Raw genomic sequence first — 16,573 nt, 5'->3', positions numbered from 1 at the left:
CTTAACTGACTGGCATTAGGCTGCGGCCGGGTTTTTTGTTTCACGATGACTCCAGCCCGGTAGTTCGCTGGACTGCGACGTAGCCCGATACAACAGGTTTATCAATAGCTTACGCGCGTCCATCATATGCCGGTGCTTTCTGAAACTTGACCCGGTTCTCCCTCGCGCCGCTCCTATCTGGCTCCTGGAATCCGGGTCGTTCCAAGGAGTCATCATGGCAAAGATCAAGCTCACCAAGACCGCCGTAGAGTCGGCGCAACCCCAGGCGAAGGACATCGAACTACGGGATACCGTCGTGCCCGGCTTCCTTTGCAAGATTACCCCGACGGGACGCCGGGTGTTCATGCTCCAGTACCGCACGAACTCTGGCCAGCCCCGCAAGCCCTCGCTGGGACTCTACGGGGAGCTAACCGTCGAACAGGCGCGGGTCAAAGCGCAGGACTGGCTGGCCGAGGTTCGCCGGGGTGGTGATCCCGGCGGTGCCAAGGCCGAGGCGCGCAAGGCGCCCACGATGGCCGAGTTGTGCAAAAAGTTCATGGAGGACTACTCCAAGAAGCGCAACAAGGTCAGCACGCAGGACGGCTACCAGGGCGTCATCGACCGCAACATCATCCCGCTGCTGGGCCGCAAGAAGGTGCATGACGTGAAGCGGCCCGACATTGCGGGGCTCATGGAAAAGCTGGCCTACAAGCCGACCGAGGCCAACAAGACCTTCGGCGTGCTGCGCAAGATGTTCAACTTGGCCGAAGTCTGGGGCTTCCGCCCGGACGGTACGAATCCGTGCCGCCACGTCCCGATGTACCCGCCGGGCAAGGAAACCCGGCTCATCGTGGACGAGGAAATGGTGCGGATCTTCCGCCAGTTGGAGAAACTGGAGGCGGAGGGGCTGGAGAACTACGTCATCCCGTTGGCGATCCGGCTGCAATTCGAGTTTGCGGCGCGGCGCTCCGAAATCTGCCCGCTCGAATGGAGCTGGCTGGACTTCGAGAACCGGCGCGTGGTGTGGCCCGACAGCAAGGTTGGCGGCATTTCCAAGCCCATGAGCGAGGAAGCCTATCGGCTGCTTTCGACGGCGCCGCGTCTGGAAGGCTGCCCTTACGTCCTGCCGTCGCCGAACGACCCGGCCAAGCACCTGACCTTTGGCGAGCACTATGGCGGCTGGTGCCGGACGCTCAAGGCCGCCAGCGTGCCGCACGTAGGCACGCACGGCATCCGTCATCGCTCGACCACCGACATTGCCAATTCCGGTGTGCCGACCAAAGTGGGAATGAAGCTGACGGGCCACAAGACCGTGGCGATGTTCATGCACTACGTCCACACCGAGGACAAGCCGGTGCGCGAGGCGGCCGAGCTGGTGGCCAGCCGCCGCCAAGCCATCACGGGCGCGCGGCAGCTTGCGGAGGCGGTGGCATGAACGGGCGCCGGCCATCAGCAGCATCGCTCGCAGCGCCCGCGGCGCTGCTGGGCGACATTCGGGCACTGATCGAGGCGGCGCGCAAGCGCGCCGCCTCGACGGTGAATAGCGAGCTTACGATGCTCTACTGGCGCATCGGCCAACGCATCCACACGCAGGTCTTGGACAGGCGCCGGGGCGCCTACGGCAAGGAAGTTCTGCCCACCTTGGCTGCGCAGTTGGTGGAGGAGTACGGCAGCAGCTTTGCAGAGCAGAACTTGCGCCGCATGGTGCAGTTCGCCGCCACCTTCCCCGACGAGCGAATTCTCGTATCACTGATACGAGAATTGAGCTGGACGCACTTCATCGCCCTGATGCCGCTGAAAGACCCGCTCCAGCGGGACTACTACGCACAGATGGCCAGCACCCAACGCTGGAGCGTGCGGACGCTGCGCGAGCGTATCGACTCGATGCTGTACGAGCGCACGGCGCTTTCCCAAAAGCCGGAAGAAACCATAGCGCAGGAGTTGGCGACCCTGCGCGATGCGCAGCGCATGTCGCCGGCCCTGGTCATGCGCGACCCGTACATCCTCGACTTCCTGGGCCTGCGGGACACTTGGCAGGAAGGCGACTTGGAAGCGGCGATCATCCGTGAAATGGAGTCCTTCCTGCTGGAGCTGGGCGCGGGCTTCTCATTCGTCGCCCGGCAGAAGCGCATTCCGATCGACGACGAGGATTTCCACCTTGACCTTCTGTTCTACAACCGCAAGCTGCGGCGGCTGGTTGCGGTGGAGTTGAAGGTAGGTGACTTCAAGGCGGCCTACAAAGGGCAGATGGAGCTTTACCTTCGGTGGCTAGACAAGCACGAACGGGAGCCGGAGGAAGCCTCGCCGCTCGGGATCATCCTTTGCACCGGCAAGAAGCGCGAGCAGATCGAATTGCTGGAGCTGGACAAGTCCGGCATCCACGTTGCCGAGTATCTGACCGCCTTGCCGCCGAGGGGCGTGCTGGTGGAGCGGCTGCAACAGGCAACGCAACGGGCGCAGTTGCAAATCGAGCAGCGCAAGACGGACAACGAGTAGTCCTGTCCCAAGCAGTCGGGCGTCCCGGCGTGCCGCCGTCGCGCTGTCGTGCTGCGCATCGAGCTTCGCTGCGCGAGTCTCGCCCCTGTCGGGCTTCCATCACTGACGCCTCCGTCCCGGCTCGTTGATCCGGGCCTGCGCGCTCCGCTTGCCAAAAATCGACTCTGTGCAGTGGGCGGGTGTGGGCGGTCTTGCTGTTCCCTTCACCGTATCACGGCGTTCTCGCCGTCAAGGGCGGCGCGCGCCATGCGCGCTTGCGTCCTGGCGGCCGTCTGCGACCCCTGACTGCTTGCGCTGCGCCGTGCTGCCGCCGGTTCCGGGCAATTCCGCCCGAGCAACCGGAGCACGATCATGTCGCAACTGTCCTTTCCCTCGTTCGATTCCTGTCTGCTGGTGCGCGACGCGCACGGGCGCTATCTACCGGCATCGGCCGACGACATTCTGGAAGCTGCGCGCCAGGTCATTGACCGGAAAATGCAGCGCGGAGCAGAGTTCACTTCGCCGGCGGCGGTCAAGGAATACTTGCGTACAAAGTTGGCCAGCTTCGAGCATGAGGTGTTCGTAGTGCTGTTCATGGATACGCGCCATCGTCTGATCGAATACAGGGAGATGTTCCACGGCACTATTGACGGTGCGTCGGTGTATCCGCGCGAAGTGGTCAAGGAGGCGCTGCGGCTCAATGCGGCGGCGGTCGTCGTTTCGCACAACCATCCGAGCGGAAACCCCGAGCCGAGCGCGGCTGACCGGGCGCTGACCCAGCGGCTCAAGGAAGCGTTGGGTCTGGTGGACGTGCGCGTGCTCGATCACATCATCGTTGCGGGCAACGAAACGGCATCGTTCGCCGAGCATGGGCTGATCTAGCCCAAGGGGCTTCGGCCCCTTTTTGCTGCGCCTGGTGGCATAGCTATGGCCCTCGCGGCCTGATGCTCAGGCCGTCGCAACCTGAATCATCTCGTCGTAATGTTTCTTGTCCACCTCTTCCAGCCACTGGAAGATGTTCCCGATGACGCTGTGGCTTTCGCCTGCCAAGTTTTCTGCGGATTCCTCTGTTATCTCAATAACGTCGCTATGTGAATACTTATTGATAAAGCGGTAGATTTTTTCTTTAAGCTCTGGTGTCGTGATGGTGCAATCTTTTAGGCCAGCCTCCATCAATTGACTAATGTCGCTTCGCCGCCTTGGATATTTGAAGGTAAAAAACGATTCAACAAGCTTTCGGGCGAGGTTGGCGGTCAAGAACGCCTCATCTCGATTGAGTGTCGTGTGCGCCCTATATTCGTAAAGCTTCTTGAAGATATAGTGGTACTCGGAACCGTAGTTCTTGAGTGAGTCGTCGGCATCCACAAGTAGGGAGTGACGAGGGGAGCCAGGTGGCGCATCCAGGCGATAAAAGAAGCAATTCTCGGCGTTGCCTTTTTTGACTCGATTCCTATTGGTGCCAGTGAACCAGTCTCTCACTAGCTTAAAGTAAGTGAAGTTGTGAGTCAGCACAAAAAGTTGCTTGGCTTCAGTGCATTGCGTTCTCAAAAACGAGTAGGCGTGAAACAAGTGATTAGAATCAAAGCTTGAGACCGGATCGTCAACGACGACGATCGTATCCTTGATGTTATTTCCATTTTCTTTGAGCTTCGTGATGAAATAGACAAATGCAATCGCAGTCTTCTCACCTTCGCTCAAATTCCCATCGTGCTCACCAACCCCGTTTCTGATGATCTCATAGCCTTTCTTCTTCTGATTGAAGTTCAGGCAAAGCTCAGAGCGGCCAATGAAGCGATGCAGGATGTCATTGAACTCCTTTGCCCCGACCGTTTCATTCGAGAGCGCCGCTTCTATGGCTCCGACCTCTAGACTAATTTTTTCAATTTCCTTATGGTCGTTCTTTGCTTCTGACTCAAGGTCATTGCACTTCTTCTCACTTCCAGCATAGTCAAACTCTTGCACCTCAGCCGCAGCAAAGTGAAGCTCCAGTGCCACCTTGCTTTTTGAGGTCTCAGATTTGAAATTTGAAGTCTTATTGTTGTGCTTTCCAACGAGAGCAACAATCGACTTCAGGATGTCATTGAAATTGGTGACATCGTCTTCAACCACATCCGAGATCTGAATGTCTGTCTTCCCAGGGTCTGTGATCTTGGCCTTCAGGGCTTCCCGCCAGGCGTCCATTTGCTGGTCGATCTTTTCAGCAGCAGTTGCGTAGTCCTTTTGAAGCTTTTCTGCCTCGGCCGATAGTTCTTTATAAAACTCGGTCGATGCGGGAAACTGATTAGCTGGAGCGCCTTGAGATTCAATCCATGTCGCCGCATTCTGAAGTCGGCTCTGAAACTCCGTGAACTCCTTGCTGAAGTGGGCAGCAAGCGCCTCGGCACGAAGCTGGGCGAACGGAGAGCCGCAGAACTCGCAGGATTGCGAGTCGTGGTTTTTATGGATTTCCAAGCCTGCTTGAACCCATTCGCGGATGTCCGGGTTATCGGTAAGCCGCTGGATTGCTTGATTGACCGCCGTAGTCCCAATCAAATCTCTGATGCGGCCCGCCGCTTTCTTAAAGTAGTCCGGCTCAATGGCCGTTGAGGCGAAAGCAATGCTTGGAAGCTGATCTGGCTTGGCGGCATTCGTAAGGTCGATAACCCTCTCATCTGGAAGAACCGACTCCGCCTTGATAATTGTCTCGCCGTTATTCTGTATGAAGTTGGAGAGCTTGCGGCGGTCGTAATTCAAGTAATAACTGTCGCTCGTATCAATCGCCTGAAGTCCAAGCTTCATTTTCTTGGCAGCATTGGTCAGGAACTTCTCTAATGCCTCACGCTGCTTCTTGATATCGCTTTGCTTGTCGTCGTGAGCCTTCTTTTTCGACTGAAGCTCGCTCTTCAGCTTCTCCAGCTTCTGCAAGTCATCAATCTTCTCTTTCGCAATAAGAAGGATGCTCTTTACGGATTTGTCCCAATCAATGTTCTCATGCACGAAGCGTTGATTGAAAACATGAATATTCAATTGGGATGAGTGGAGTGTGGATTCCGTGATCGTTGAGCCATCCTCCAGAACTACTGAAAATTGGCCCGTGCTGAAGCGGGGAACCATCGAGCGAAGCTCAAAGCAAGAGAATAGATTCGATAACGTTGACTTGCCTGTTCCATTCCAACCATAGACCAGGTTGTACCGGCCGAACTTTTGGATCTTCGTTCCATTGAAGTCGCTGAAGATTCCGAACTGTTTGAGGCGGTTGATGCAGACAATCATCTCTAGATCTCCGTGTTCTTGCTTTCCCATCATTAGCTTGCGAAACAAATGGTAAACGAAGAGTCCTCTTGCGTCTCCGCTTCGCGGATCGCGCTGCTCCAGGTTCGCTAGTCGCTCATCCCTGGCGGGACTGGCTTCGCCAGCCTTCCGCATCGCTGACGCCTACGGCCCGGCTTCCAGCTTCGGGCCTGCGCGCTTCGCTTGCGTGCGGTCAGCACAAAGGGATGGCCGTTGCCTTGTCCAGCCGTCTCCCCTGACTTCATCACCTTACCCGCGACCGTAGCCCGCGCCCGTGTGCCGTCAAGGCGCGCAGGGCCGTGTCCTCGGCTGCGCCTGCGGGCCGCACCCACCCTGCGCTTGGCTCCTTGACGGCCCCCGTCCGCGCGCTCCTTTGGCCGCGGGCGATGAACTCAGGAAAGACGGTGGCAACAGGGCCAACCGGGTTCCTCGTGCCGACCGCACCAAACAGCCGAAAGGCTGGGCTCCGAATCTAGAAATCCGGTGTGCGGTGTGAACAGCAAACCTCTTTTGTCAGGAGAAAGACCATGCAACTCGCATCCCGTTTCGCTTTCCGCTCCCCCTCGCTGCGCAGCGATTACCCGCTGTCCGACGACCAGATTCACCGCGTGGCCCCGTCCATCTTCGCGGATGCCCCGCACGAGAGCCGTTCGCAGCGGTACGCCTATATCCCCACCGCCGCCGTGCTGACCGAGCTTCGCAAAGAAGGCTTCCAGCCTTTCATGGTGACGCAAACCCGCGTGCGCGACGAAGGCAAGCGCGAGCACACCAAACACATGATTCGCTTGCGCCATGCCAGCCAGATCAACGGCGCGGAGGCCAACGAAATCGTGCTGCTGAACTCGCACGACGGCACCAGCAGCTATCAGATGCTGGCCGGAATGTTCCGGTTCGTGTGCAGCAATGGCCTTGTTTGCGGCAACACCGTGGCCGATGTGCGAGTGCCCCATAAAGGCGACGTGGCCGGTCTGGTCATTGAGGGCGCTTACGAAGTCTTGAGCGGTTTCGATCGGGTGAAGGAATCGCGCGATGCCATGCGCGGCATCACCTTGGACGATGGCGAATCCGAAGTGTTCGCCCGCGCCGCGCTCGCCCTCAAGTACGACGACCCCGACAAGCCCGCGCCCATCACGGAATCGCAAATCCTGATGCCGCGCCGCTTCGACGACCGCCGCCCCGACCTGTGGAGCGTGTTCAACCGCACCCAAGAAAACCTGACCCAAGGCGGGCTGCGTGGCCGCAGCGCCAACGGGCGCCGACAGCAAACCCGCCCGGTGCAGGGCATCGACCAAAACATCCGACTGAATCGCGCCCTCTGGCTGCTGGCCGATGGCATGCGCCAGTTGAAAGCCTGAATCCCCACGCGGCAGGGGCAGGCAGCAGCCCTTGTCGCTTTCTTCGCTGCTGCATTCCTGAACCGATAGGAGTTATCACCATGAACGCCGTTACCCAAACCGAAGCCCGCGCCATCAACACCGCCGCCGCTATCCCGCTGGAAGCCGCTGACCCGACCAAGAACCTGATTCTGGTTCCGCTGTCGCGGCTGGTGTCGCGCCCCACTGGCCGCAACGTGCGCAAGACCCCGCGCATGTCCATTCCCGAACTCGCCGCCAGCATCCAGCGTGTCGGCCTGCTGCAAAACCTCATCGTGATTGCCGCCGCCGACGGCGAGCATTACGAAGTCGTGGCCGGTGGCCGTCGCCTCGCAGCGTTGAAGCTGCTGGCGAAGAAGCACCGCATCAGCAAGGAATGGGAGGTGCCTTGCCTGCAGGTGGCCGATGGCACCGCACGCACGGCCAGCCTGACCGAGAACGTGCAGCGCGAAGCCATGCACCCCGCCGACCAGTTCGAGGCGTTCGCCGCGCTGGTGGCCGAAGGCCGCAGCATCGAGGATATCGCAGCGGATTTTTCCGTCACGCCGCTGGTGGTGCAGCGCCGCTTGAAACTCGCCAACGTCTCGCCGCGCCTGCTGGCCGACTATCGCGCCGAGGCCGTGAGCCTTGACCAGTTGATGGCCCTTGCCATCACCGACGACCACGCCGCGCAGGAAGCCGCGTTCTACGATGCGCCGACATGGCAGCGCAGCCCGCACAACCTGCGCGACCGTCTGACCGAACGCGAAATCGACGCCTACCGGCATCCGCTGGTGCGCTTTGTCGGGCTGGACGGCTACGAGCAGGAAGGCGGTGGCATCCGCCGCGACCTGTTCGCGGAGGGCGACAAAGGCGTGTATCTGACCGATGCCGCACTGCTGGAACGGCTGGCGCAGGACAAGCTGGCAGGTATCGCCGCCAAGGTGCAGGCCGAGGGCTGGGCGTGGGTGGATGCCACGCCGGGCATGACCCATGCCGATCTGCAAGCCTTCCAGCGTGCGCCAAGGGAACGCCGCAGTCCGAACAAGCGCGACGCGCAGCGCATCGAGAAGCTGCAAACCAAGCTGCACGAACTGGCCGAAGCCGTGGATGCCGCGCTGGACGACGAAGACGAAGAAAAGGCCGATGCCTTGCAGGAAGAAGGCGAACGCCTGGGCGAGCAGTTGCAGGCGCTGGAAGAAGGCTTGCTGGACTATGCGGCCAATGTGAAGGCCGCAGCCGGTGCCATCGTCACCATCGACCGCGACGGGCAGGCCGCGATTCATCGCGGGCTGCTGCGCGAAGCCGAAGCCAAGGCGCTGCGCACGCTGGAACGACTGCGGCAGGGTTTCGGCAGCGAAGGCGAAGCCGCAAACGAGGACGAAGGCGAGGACGACGAGCAGCCCAAGACCGCCACCATGTCCGACCGACTGGCGCAGCGGTTGAGCGCGCACCGTACCGCCGCGCTGCAAATCGAAGTGGCCCGGCATCCGCAAGCCGCGCTGGCCGCCGTGGTGCATGGCATGGTGCAGACCGTCTTGCAGGAAAGCCACTACGGCCACGACCTGCCGCTGGGCGTGCGCCTCACGGTGCAAGACCGGCTGGAAGGCATGGCCCCGGACTGGCCGGAATCACCCGCCGCCGTGGCGCTGCGCGAACTGCAACAGGTGGCAGGCGAAACCTTGCCGGAGGACAGCGCCGAACTGTTCGCCGCGCTGCTGGCGAAATCACAGGATGAACTGGTGCGGCTGCTGGCCGTGTGCTTAGCTTCCACGGTGGACGTGGTGACGCCTCGCGCCACGCCGCACCAGCCCGGCGCGGAACTGGCGCAGGCCGTGGGGCTGGATATGGCCGCGTGGTGGCAGCCCACCAATGAGGGTTACTTCCGGCATGTGCCGAAGGCCGCGATTCTGGAAGCCGTTGGCGGGTTCGCGCCCTCGCACGTCACCCGACTGGCGAAGTTGAAGAAGGGCGACATTGCCAGCGAAGCCGAACGGCTCGCCGCTGGCACCGGCTGGATGCCCGCCATCTTCCGCACCGAAGGCCCGCAGCAGGCCGGGCAGGACGCGCCGGCGGATGGCGAAGCCGAAGCACAGGAAGAAGCGGCCGCCGTGGCGGATGTCCAGCCGCAGGCCGAGGCTTTGGCCGCGTGACTTCGCACCGTAGATAGCGCCCCGGTTCCGGCCGGGGCGCTTCATATTGAGGATGCCTGCCATGACCCACCAACCCGCAAACCGCCCCCGTATGGCTGCGACCTATGCCTCCGGCACGGTGCGCGCCCGCCGCTGGCACGGCGACGGCGACGTGCGCGGCTACCGTCCGCCGCGTGGCTGGACGGCCCGCGCCGACCTGACCGATCTGCATCCCCTCACGGGCCGCGCCTTGCCGCGCGCCGTGTGGTGGATCATCGAAACCAAGAAATAACGAGCCGCACCGGCCCCAAGCCGTGCCGCCTTGGGGCCGGTGGTCGAAAACTCCGGGCGCGGCGGTGGCCGCGCCCGGTTTCACTGCTAAAAAAAAGCCCCATCGCCGCCTTCGGTCGGCGGCGATGGGGCCACGCACAAGGGCGCTCGTGCGCGAAATCCACGAAGCCAGCAAGTGTGGCGGCGCATCGCGCCGCCAACGATTCGACCGAGCCCCGCCGCAATGGGCGGGGCTGGTGTGGCTACGCCCCGGCTTGCTGCGGCAGGTTGCACGAAAGCGTGCCGTCCCCGACGCTGGCGGTTCGTTGTCTGTACGTCACGAAAGACGGTTCACCGACACGCCGCCCAGCCTCGCTTCTATGGAGCTTCCACACCACGCCTCAGTATGTGGCCGTGAGCTGCGGCAGGGGCGCTCTGGCCTTGTCGTCGGGGCATTGACCTGGCCCGCGTCAGGGCGCAAGCCGGTGCAGCCGTCACGCGGGGATGCCGAGTTGGCCACGTCTCCATTCGGGAGCGGGCGGCCTGTGCGTCCTTGTCTTGTTGTGAATCCTGGCGGTGGCGCGGCTGCGCCTTGGGCTTCATGGCCGCAACCTTGCAGCGAAAACAATTTCCCCTGCGCTGCGCGCATTCCTCGCGGGACAAATTCTTTTCGCTTCCAGGTTCTCCACGTTGTTGCGACCGCTGCGCGGTGCGACCAGCCCATCCCCCGCCGGCCGGATCACAACAAGGACGCACTGGCGCGACCTTGTTCAACCCGAAAGGAGAAACATCATGGCTAACATCGGCACCTTCACCGCAGAGAAAGACGGCTTCACCGGCACGCTTCGCACCCTGACGCTCAACGTCAAGGTCAAGCTGGTTCCCAACGACAAGGGCGACACCGAGAACGCCCCCGACTTCCACCTGCAAGCGGCTGGCCACGAAGTCGGCGCAGCGTGGAAGAAGACCAGCGAGGCCGGGCGGGAATACCTGTCCGTATCCATCGACGACCCTTCGTTCCCGGCGACGGTCTATGCCCGCCTGATCGAGAACGAGGACGGCACGCACGACCTGATCTGGTCGCGCAACAAGCCGAAGGCGGCCTGACAGCCGCTTACCGCGTCCCGCCCACTGCGGCGGGGCGCGATGCTGCTGATCGCAGCACCGCACGCGCAGGATTTCTGCTGCTGCCGCGTGCTGGATACGCCCGTCACCGCGGGCCTGCATGCGTGCCTTGTGGCTCGCAATCCGTGTCAACGAGCGGTGTGTGGCGTGTCGGCGCTGTAAGCGCCGCCGGGCTTTCGGGCTTCGCCCCGTGCCGGCAAGCCGTCACGGCCATCCGGCTTCAATCCCTCACGCCTTCGCGCCTGCGGCGCTGCGCGCTCCGCTTGCTGCAATTCAGTACCACACGCCAACGCGCTACGGCGTGTCGGGCTCTTCCAATATCGCCCTGAGTTCCTGGCGCACCTGTGCCAGCAATTCATCAGCTTCGCGGGTGCTGTCACCGGCATAAGCCAATGTGAGCAGCGTGAGCGGATGCACTTCCATGACCTCGCACAGATCGGCCAGCTTCTGGATGGTTGGGCTTTTCAGGTCGCGCTCCAGCGTGCTCATGTAGGTGCGACTGGACACGTTGGAGAACGCTTCCTGGCTCAAACCACGCGCCTTCCTTACCGTCCGAATCGCCGCTGCCAATGAGTTCTTCGCTGCCACCTATGGTTTCCCCAAAAAACCAAGATGACAGCCCATTGCGCCCTATAGGACTACAATCTATAGTGTTCATTTGGTGGTGATGTTTTCCTTTTCCGTGCTTTTACGGAGATCCGCATCTGCGGATTTCCTCAGACCCAGGGAACCGCGTCCGTGTCTTTCCTGACTTCCACCAATACGCCTTCGTGCCTCTCCGCTTTTGCGGCTTCGTGCGCTTGCGCATACGTGCATCCGTCCGCAGGCACAGATGCGCCTCGGCGATTGCGTGTGTTCGTGGAAGGGGCGCGGCCTTGACCACGCTTGTCACCGAGGAAGACCGGGTGCACCTACTGGCCCACGGCCTCACCCGCGCCGCAGGCCAGGAATGTGACCCGCTGCCCGTGGTGCGCCTGTTCACACCGGACGCACATGCGACCTGGCTATTGGCCGCGCTCGATCCGACCGATGGCGATACGGCCTACGGCCTGATCGACCTCGGGATCGGGATGCCTGCCCTGGCGACGGTGAAGCTGTCCGATCTGGCGTCCATCGTCGGGCCGCTCAAGCAGCCCGTGATACGAGATCGGTACTTCCAGCCGACGCGGCCGCTGTCGGAATACGTTCGACTGGCTCAGGAAAACGGTTCGATCACCGATTGACGCATTCCAGCGCGACCAGGCAAAAAGTATCGCATTGTGACTATTTCGGTCTTAGCCAAGACCTGGCAAGTCTTGATCCGCATGCTTGCACCAGGGTGGTGCGCTCCTGACCAAAACAGTCATGATGCCAGGCGCGAGATTCGGCACGGTGTTCAATGCTGCACCCCATTTCCGGGCGGTGCAGTCGTCGCATTTAGACGATTTCGGCAATGCACTGGAGCGAATCTGTCTTGACACCAGCAGTTAAAGCGTAACCCGAGTTTGATGACCACTTGATGGCGATTCGATAGCTCCCGCACAGCGGAATTGTGGCGACGTTCCCAGAAACAGGGAGGTTTCGCCATGACTGACCGCAGCAGCCAACACTGGTATCCCACGGCCGCGTATCTCTACACGCTGCACCTCGATGGCCCAGCGCTGGCTTGGGAGTATTTGCGCAGGAATGCAAGCTACCGGCGCGACTGGCTACGCCGGCGTCGCAAGCCAGATGCGGCGCAGGCCTGGGGCCTGCGCCTGCTGGAAGATCCCGGCCTGGATGCGCGCGATGCACATCCTGCTTGGTTCCCCGATCACGACGGCGTGGTGCAGCTATACCCCGACGCCGACCCACCACCCGATGCGCATACCTTCGAGTTCTGGCGCATTCCTGGGCGCAAGCAACTGACCCACGACGGCAAGCGCCTGGTGCTTGTATCGCATTGGCCAGGCTGCTGCGTTCGGCTCGCACTCGCACCCGACCTAGAAGATGGCTCGGCCTATCTCTACGCCACACGCGCCTGCGCCACGCCCTGTGCGCGCTACCGCACGCTCGCTGCGAAGCTGGATGCGCTATCTGCCGCAACCGTGGCCGCGCCTGTGGCAACAGCCCGCTCTCGCCCCACGCCCGCCGCGCTGCTGGAACTGCATACCTTGCAAGCGCTCGACGCGACCCTCGCGGGAGCCTCTTTGCGCGAAGTGGCCGAAGGTCTGTTCGGCGCGGATGCCGTCGCGGCCGACTGGCACAAAGACAGTGCATTGCGTGCCCGCGTGCGGCGGCTGGTACGCCGCGGCGATGAGCTGATGCACGGCGGCTACCGCCGACTAGCGCAGCTTCCAATGTTCCCGTCGCATTAGGGGGGACGTTTCTCGACCCGTGCGAATCGTCCCTTAGCAAGAAGCCTTGCTTTCTTGAGAGTGCCTCTATCCGGCCGCGTGGTGTGGCCGGGCTTGATGGAGGTACATCCCATGCGACCTGCTCCCTCGCGGCCTGCCGCCGCTGCCGTCACTGCGACCTCGCAGCCTCAACGCTACCTGACAAACGACGAAGCCGCCGACTACCTGCGGCTGTCGCCGCGCACGCTGGAGAAGCAGCGGGTGATCGGCGGCGGCCCCAAGTTCCGCAAGTTCGGCCGCCGCGTCATGTACGCGGTGTCCGACCTCGATGCCTGGGCCGACCAGCGCAGCTACGAGGCCACGTCCGATCCCGAATACGCCGAGCGCCACGCGGGCGACTACCGTGATGGCCGCTGATCGTCGGCGCGTGGGTGGCCTTCGCCATGTCCAGCCCGCCAGGGCAAGCCTTGCCGCAGCGCGAACAGCTCGATCTGTTCCGAGCGCTGCCGGGCGACATGGCGCCACGCGATTCCCAGGACTTGATGGCCTTTCCGTTCTTCTCGCTTGCCAAGTCGCGGCGCACGGCGCCGATCGACTTCCGCAGCGGGAACGTCACCATTCGCGTGGAAGGCACGCAGGAGCACGGCATCGCAACGATATGGGATGCCGACGTGCTGATATGGGCCGCCTCGCAGATCGTGGAGGCGCGCGACGCGGGCCTGCGCCCGTCGCGCTGGATACGCGCCACGCCTTACGAGATTTTGCGCTTCATCGGGCGCGGCACGTCCCTCAACGACTACCAGCGCCTGAAGGCCGCCCTCGACCGGCTGCAATCGACCACGGTGGCCACGTCCATCCGCGAAACCACGGGAAGGCGCTTGCATCGCTTCTCGTGGATCAACGAGTGGAAGGAACTCGCCGACGCCAGCGGCACCCCGCTGGGCATCGAGCTGATCTTGCCGGACTGGTTCTATGCCGGCGTGCTCGACGCCGCCCTGGTGCTGACCATCGACCCGGCCTATTTCCGCTTGAAAGGCGGTATCGAACGCTGGCTGTACCGCCTGGTGCGCAAGCATGGCGGGCGGCAGGAGCACGGCTGGCAATTCGACTTCCGACACCTGTACCGCAAATCCGGCAGCGCGGCCCGCTTCTCGGACTTCGCCTACGACGTGCGCGCCCTGGTGGCGCGGCAGTCGTTGCCCGGCTACGTCCTCGGCATCGAGCGGATGCCGGACGACAACACCGAGCTGCTGACCTTCCGGCCCGTGCCGCACGCGGCACGGGGATAACTGCGGGAGAACCTGTGGACGGCCTCGTGCTATCAGGAGTACCGGGTATCGTGCTATCAGGAGTACGACCCTCGTGCTATCAGGAGTACGAAAACGCCGGAAAGCCAACAACGGCGCGGGTTTGCGTTCCCTCTAACTTACCTAACAAGAAATACATAACTTTTAGTAGAAGCGCGCCGTTTCGGTGGACAACCACGAAATGGCACGCCCAGGCCGGCTTTCCAGCTCGGAGGGCCGCGCCATGATCTTCGCGTTTCTCAACCAGAAAGGCGGCGTCGGCAAGACCACGCTCGCCACGCACATCGCCGGCGAACTGGCGATGCGCGGCCTGCATGTCATCCTGCTGGATGCCGACCCGCAGGGGTCATCGCTCGACTGGACGCAGCGGCGTAGCCAGCAGGGCCTGCCCCGTCTGTTCAGCGCCGTGGGCCTTGCCCGCGAAACGCTGCATCAGGAAGCGCCAGAACTCGCCAGGCGGGCCGATCACATCATCATCGACGGCCCGCCGCGCATCGCCGCCCTCGCGCGCTCCGCGCTGCTGGCGGCCGAGCGCGTGCTGATCCCCGTGCAGCCCAGCCCCTACGACGTATGGGCTTCTGCCGAGATGGTCGCACTGATCCGCGAAGCACAGGTGTTCCGGCCAGCGCTACGCGCGGCCTTCGTCATCAACCGGCGCGTCAGCACCACCATCATCGGCAGGGAGGCACGGCAATCGCTGGCCGAACAGCCGCTGCCCGCGCTGCGCTCGGAGATCCACCAGCGCATCGTCTTTGCCGACAGCGTAGCCGCTGGCCGGCTCGCCCGCGAAACCGCGCCCGACAGCGCCGCTGCCCGCGAGATCGCCGCGCTCACCGACGAACTGCTGCGGTGGCCGACATGACTGGAAAGCCATCACCACGCAGCAAGCGCGTCGGCATCGGTGTACGTCCCCCAGCGAATCCGCACGCCGAAGCGTGGATTCGCCAGGGCGACGCAGATGCCTTGCAGAAAGGCGACCTCTACACCGCTCGACTGACGCTTGACATCACGCCCGCCATGCGGGCGCGCATCAAGGTGTCGGCCTTCACGCGAGGCGTGACCGTAGCCGAACTGCTGCGCAGCCTGCTGGAGCGGGAGTTTCCCCCGGAGGGCACGCCGTGAACGCATCCGCTTCGACCGCCCACACCCCCAAAGCAAGTGCGCCCACGGCTGCACCGCCGCCGGCGCCTTCGACACTCGCCGGCCAGGCCGGCAACGTGCCGCTGACGCGCGTGGCGCTGACCTACATCGAACCCCGCTTCAAGCTCTACCTGCGCTTCGGCGAACCGGCGCGCACGCTCCAGCTCGACCGCTGGCGGCGCTGCGCCGTGTTCCTGCCGAACGCGGTTCTGTGCCGCATCCGTTGGCAGGCCAACGACTACGGCACGATCCGCTGGCAGCTCATGGTGATGCAGACCGCCACGCCGCTGGACGCCGTGCAACGCATCCCCGGCGTGCAGCCGGGCGCGCGTCTGCTGTTGCACGCCGAAGGCGATGCCAACGTTCGCGCCGTGCTGGAACGCATCGACGACATCGAGGCGCTGGGCATCGCAGCCGCAGACACATCGCCCGCGTACTGGCGCACGCTCGCGAACCGGCTCGCAGCGCGCTCGGCGTTACCCACATACACCACAGAACGGCACGCCGCCTGGCTGGCAGGGAGGGCATTGCCATGACCACGATTTCCACGACCGGCCCCGTGCCGCATCCTCGCTCGCGCCTGCGCACTCGCCTCGTGCTGGCAGGCTTCGCCACCGTCGGCCTCGCTGCGCTGGCCTGGGCTGCGTTCGTGCAGCCCCTGCCGCGAATGGCCTACAACCCGTCCGACAGCGTGGCGGTCGGTTGGTATCGCATCGAACCGTTCGACCCGCGCACCGCCTCGCGGCCACGTCCGCTGTCCGTGGACAGCATCGTGCTGGTGCCGCTGCCCGACAGGGCCGCCATGCTGGCTGCGCAGCGCAGTTACCTACCGACCCGCGTTCCGCTGCTCAAACGTGTGGGCGCAGTCGCGCCACAACACGTCTGCATCGTCGCCGGCCAGGTTCGCATCGACGGCGTGCCGGTGGCCGCCGCCCTGCCTGCCGACCGGCAGGGCCGACCGCTGCCATCCTTGCAGCTTTGCCGCCGTCTCGAACCGGGCGAACTGTTCCTCTTGAGCGTGACCAACCCAGCGTCGTTCGACAGCCGCTATTTCGGGCCGGTCAGTGCATCCACCGCGATCGGCGTTGCGCATCCGATCTGGCTGGAGACACGTCCATGATGGCCGCCGATTCGCTGCACTTTGCCGCGCCTCTCATCGTGCCATCGGGCATGTCGTTCTACTGTTCGTCGCCTTGTCATCGCACGTG

General features: G+C 62.9%; 17 protein-coding genes. 15 read left to right on the top strand and 2 right to left on the bottom strand.

Annotated elements, in window-relative coordinates; all coding sequences use genetic code 11:
• Positions 1 to 214: 214 nt before the first annotated feature.
• The 3 genes from GYA94_RS17255 (at position 215) to radC (ending at position 3,336) form a co-directional block, all read left to right on the top strand.
• Complete coding sequence (locus tag GYA94_RS17255; RefSeq protein WP_014603550.1) at positions 215 to 1,414, top strand: tyrosine-type recombinase/integrase; 1,200 nt, start codon at positions 215 to 217, stop codon at positions 1,412 to 1,414.
• A complete protein-coding gene (locus GYA94_RS17250; RefSeq protein WP_016487843.1) occupies positions 1,411 to 2,475 on the top strand; it encodes a PDDEXK nuclease domain-containing protein in 1,065 nt (354 codons plus the stop codon). Before GYA94_RS17255 ends, GYA94_RS17250 begins: the two co-directional genes overlap by 4 nt.
• 351 nt (positions 2,476 to 2,826) lie before the next feature.
• The gene (gene radC, locus GYA94_RS17245; RefSeq protein WP_016487841.1) at positions 2,827 to 3,336 is read left to right on the top strand and encodes a RadC family protein; all 510 of its coding nucleotides are present in this window, start codon (positions 2,827 to 2,829) and stop codon (positions 3,334 to 3,336) included.
• Between the two features lie 66 nt (positions 3,337 to 3,402).
• On the opposite strand, the gene GYA94_RS17240 is transcribed toward radC, so the two are convergent.
• A complete protein-coding gene (locus GYA94_RS17240) occupies positions 3,403 to 5,859 on the bottom strand; it encodes an ATP-binding protein (protein ID WP_016487840.1) in 2,457 nt (818 codons plus the stop codon).
• Between the two features lie 392 nt (positions 5,860 to 6,251).
• On the opposite strand from GYA94_RS17240, the gene GYA94_RS17235 reads away from it, so the two are divergent.
• The 4 genes from GYA94_RS17235 to GYA94_RS17220 all read left to right on the top strand — a co-directional run bounded on the left by GYA94_RS17235 (position 6,252) and on the right by GYA94_RS17220 (position 10,585).
• Positions 6,252 to 7,079 (top strand): DUF932 domain-containing protein, encoded by an 828-nt coding sequence (locus tag GYA94_RS17235; protein ID WP_003092327.1) that lies wholly within the window; start codon positions 6,252 to 6,254, stop codon positions 7,077 to 7,079.
• A gap of 80 nt (positions 7,080 to 7,159) precedes the next feature.
• Complete coding sequence (locus GYA94_RS17230; protein ID WP_006379606.1) at positions 7,160 to 9,229, top strand: ParB/RepB/Spo0J family partition protein; 2,070 nt, start codon at positions 7,160 to 7,162, stop codon at positions 9,227 to 9,229.
• A 61-nt stretch (positions 9,230 to 9,290) separates the two neighbouring features.
• The gene (locus GYA94_RS17225; RefSeq protein ID WP_016487839.1) at positions 9,291 to 9,500 is read left to right on the top strand and encodes a hypothetical protein; all 210 of its coding nucleotides are present in this window, start codon (positions 9,291 to 9,293) and stop codon (positions 9,498 to 9,500) included.
• A gap of 770 nt (positions 9,501 to 10,270) precedes the next feature.
• Positions 10,271 to 10,585 carry a DUF736 domain-containing protein gene (locus tag GYA94_RS17220; protein WP_001273857.1) on the top strand — a complete coding sequence of 105 codons (315 nt, stop codon included), beginning with the start codon at positions 10,271 to 10,273 and terminating at the stop codon, positions 10,583 to 10,585.
• Between the two features lie 312 nt (positions 10,586 to 10,897).
• Here GYA94_RS17220 and GYA94_RS17215 read toward each other — a convergent pair whose 3' ends face one another.
• On the bottom strand, positions 10,898 to 11,191 hold the full coding sequence (locus tag GYA94_RS17215) for a helix-turn-helix domain-containing protein (protein ID WP_006379425.1): 294 nt from the start codon (positions 11,189 to 11,191) through the stop codon (positions 10,898 to 10,900).
• A 287-nt stretch (positions 11,192 to 11,478) separates the two neighbouring features.
• Here GYA94_RS17215 and GYA94_RS17210 point away from each other — a divergent pair, with 287 nt between their 5' ends.
• From GYA94_RS17210 to GYA94_RS17170, 8 genes are all read left to right on the top strand, one after another.
• Positions 11,479 to 11,826, top strand: a complete 348-nt coding sequence (locus tag GYA94_RS17210) for a DUF2958 domain-containing protein (RefSeq protein WP_016487838.1) — start codon at positions 11,479 to 11,481, stop codon at positions 11,824 to 11,826.
• Positions 11,827 to 12,168: 342 nt separating this feature from the next.
• Positions 12,169 to 12,939 (top strand): DUF2285 domain-containing protein, encoded by a 771-nt coding sequence (locus GYA94_RS17205; RefSeq protein ID WP_006379424.1) that lies wholly within the window; start codon positions 12,169 to 12,171, stop codon positions 12,937 to 12,939.
• Between the two features lie 111 nt (positions 12,940 to 13,050).
• A complete protein-coding gene (locus tag GYA94_RS17200; protein ID WP_001247107.1) occupies positions 13,051 to 13,335 on the top strand; it encodes a helix-turn-helix transcriptional regulator in 285 nt (94 codons plus the stop codon).
• 26 nt (positions 13,336 to 13,361) lie between these two features.
• Positions 13,362 to 14,207 (top strand): replication initiator protein A, encoded by an 846-nt coding sequence (locus tag GYA94_RS17195; protein WP_022652188.1) that lies wholly within the window; start codon positions 13,362 to 13,364, stop codon positions 14,205 to 14,207.
• A gap of 241 nt (positions 14,208 to 14,448) precedes the next feature.
• The gene (parA, locus tag GYA94_RS17185; protein ID WP_003092312.1) at positions 14,449 to 15,087 is read left to right on the top strand and encodes a ParA family partition ATPase; all 639 of its coding nucleotides are present in this window, start codon (positions 14,449 to 14,451) and stop codon (positions 15,085 to 15,087) included.
• Positions 15,084 to 15,347, top strand: coding sequence for a hypothetical protein (locus tag GYA94_RS17180; RefSeq protein ID WP_022652187.1), 264 nt, complete (start codon positions 15,084 to 15,086; stop codon positions 15,345 to 15,347). Before parA ends, GYA94_RS17180 begins: the two co-directional genes overlap by 4 nt.
• On the top strand, positions 15,344 to 15,901 hold the full coding sequence (locus tag GYA94_RS17175) for a DUF2840 domain-containing protein (RefSeq protein ID WP_006379346.1): 558 nt from the start codon (positions 15,344 to 15,346) through the stop codon (positions 15,899 to 15,901). Before GYA94_RS17180 ends, GYA94_RS17175 begins: the two co-directional genes overlap by 4 nt.
• A complete protein-coding gene (locus GYA94_RS17170; RefSeq protein ID WP_006379345.1) occupies positions 15,898 to 16,485 on the top strand; it encodes a S26 family signal peptidase in 588 nt (195 codons plus the stop codon). Before GYA94_RS17175 ends, GYA94_RS17170 begins: the two co-directional genes overlap by 4 nt.
• Positions 16,486 to 16,573: the final 88 nt, after the last annotated feature.

It is taken from the genome of Pseudomonas juntendi (assembly GCF_009932375.1).
In the GTDB taxonomy this organism is placed as follows: Bacteria; Pseudomonadota; Gammaproteobacteria; order Pseudomonadales; family Pseudomonadaceae; genus Aquipseudomonas; species Aquipseudomonas juntendi.
Note: the sequence above shows the minus strand (reverse complement) of the source record. Positions and strands in the feature narration are given on the sequence as shown.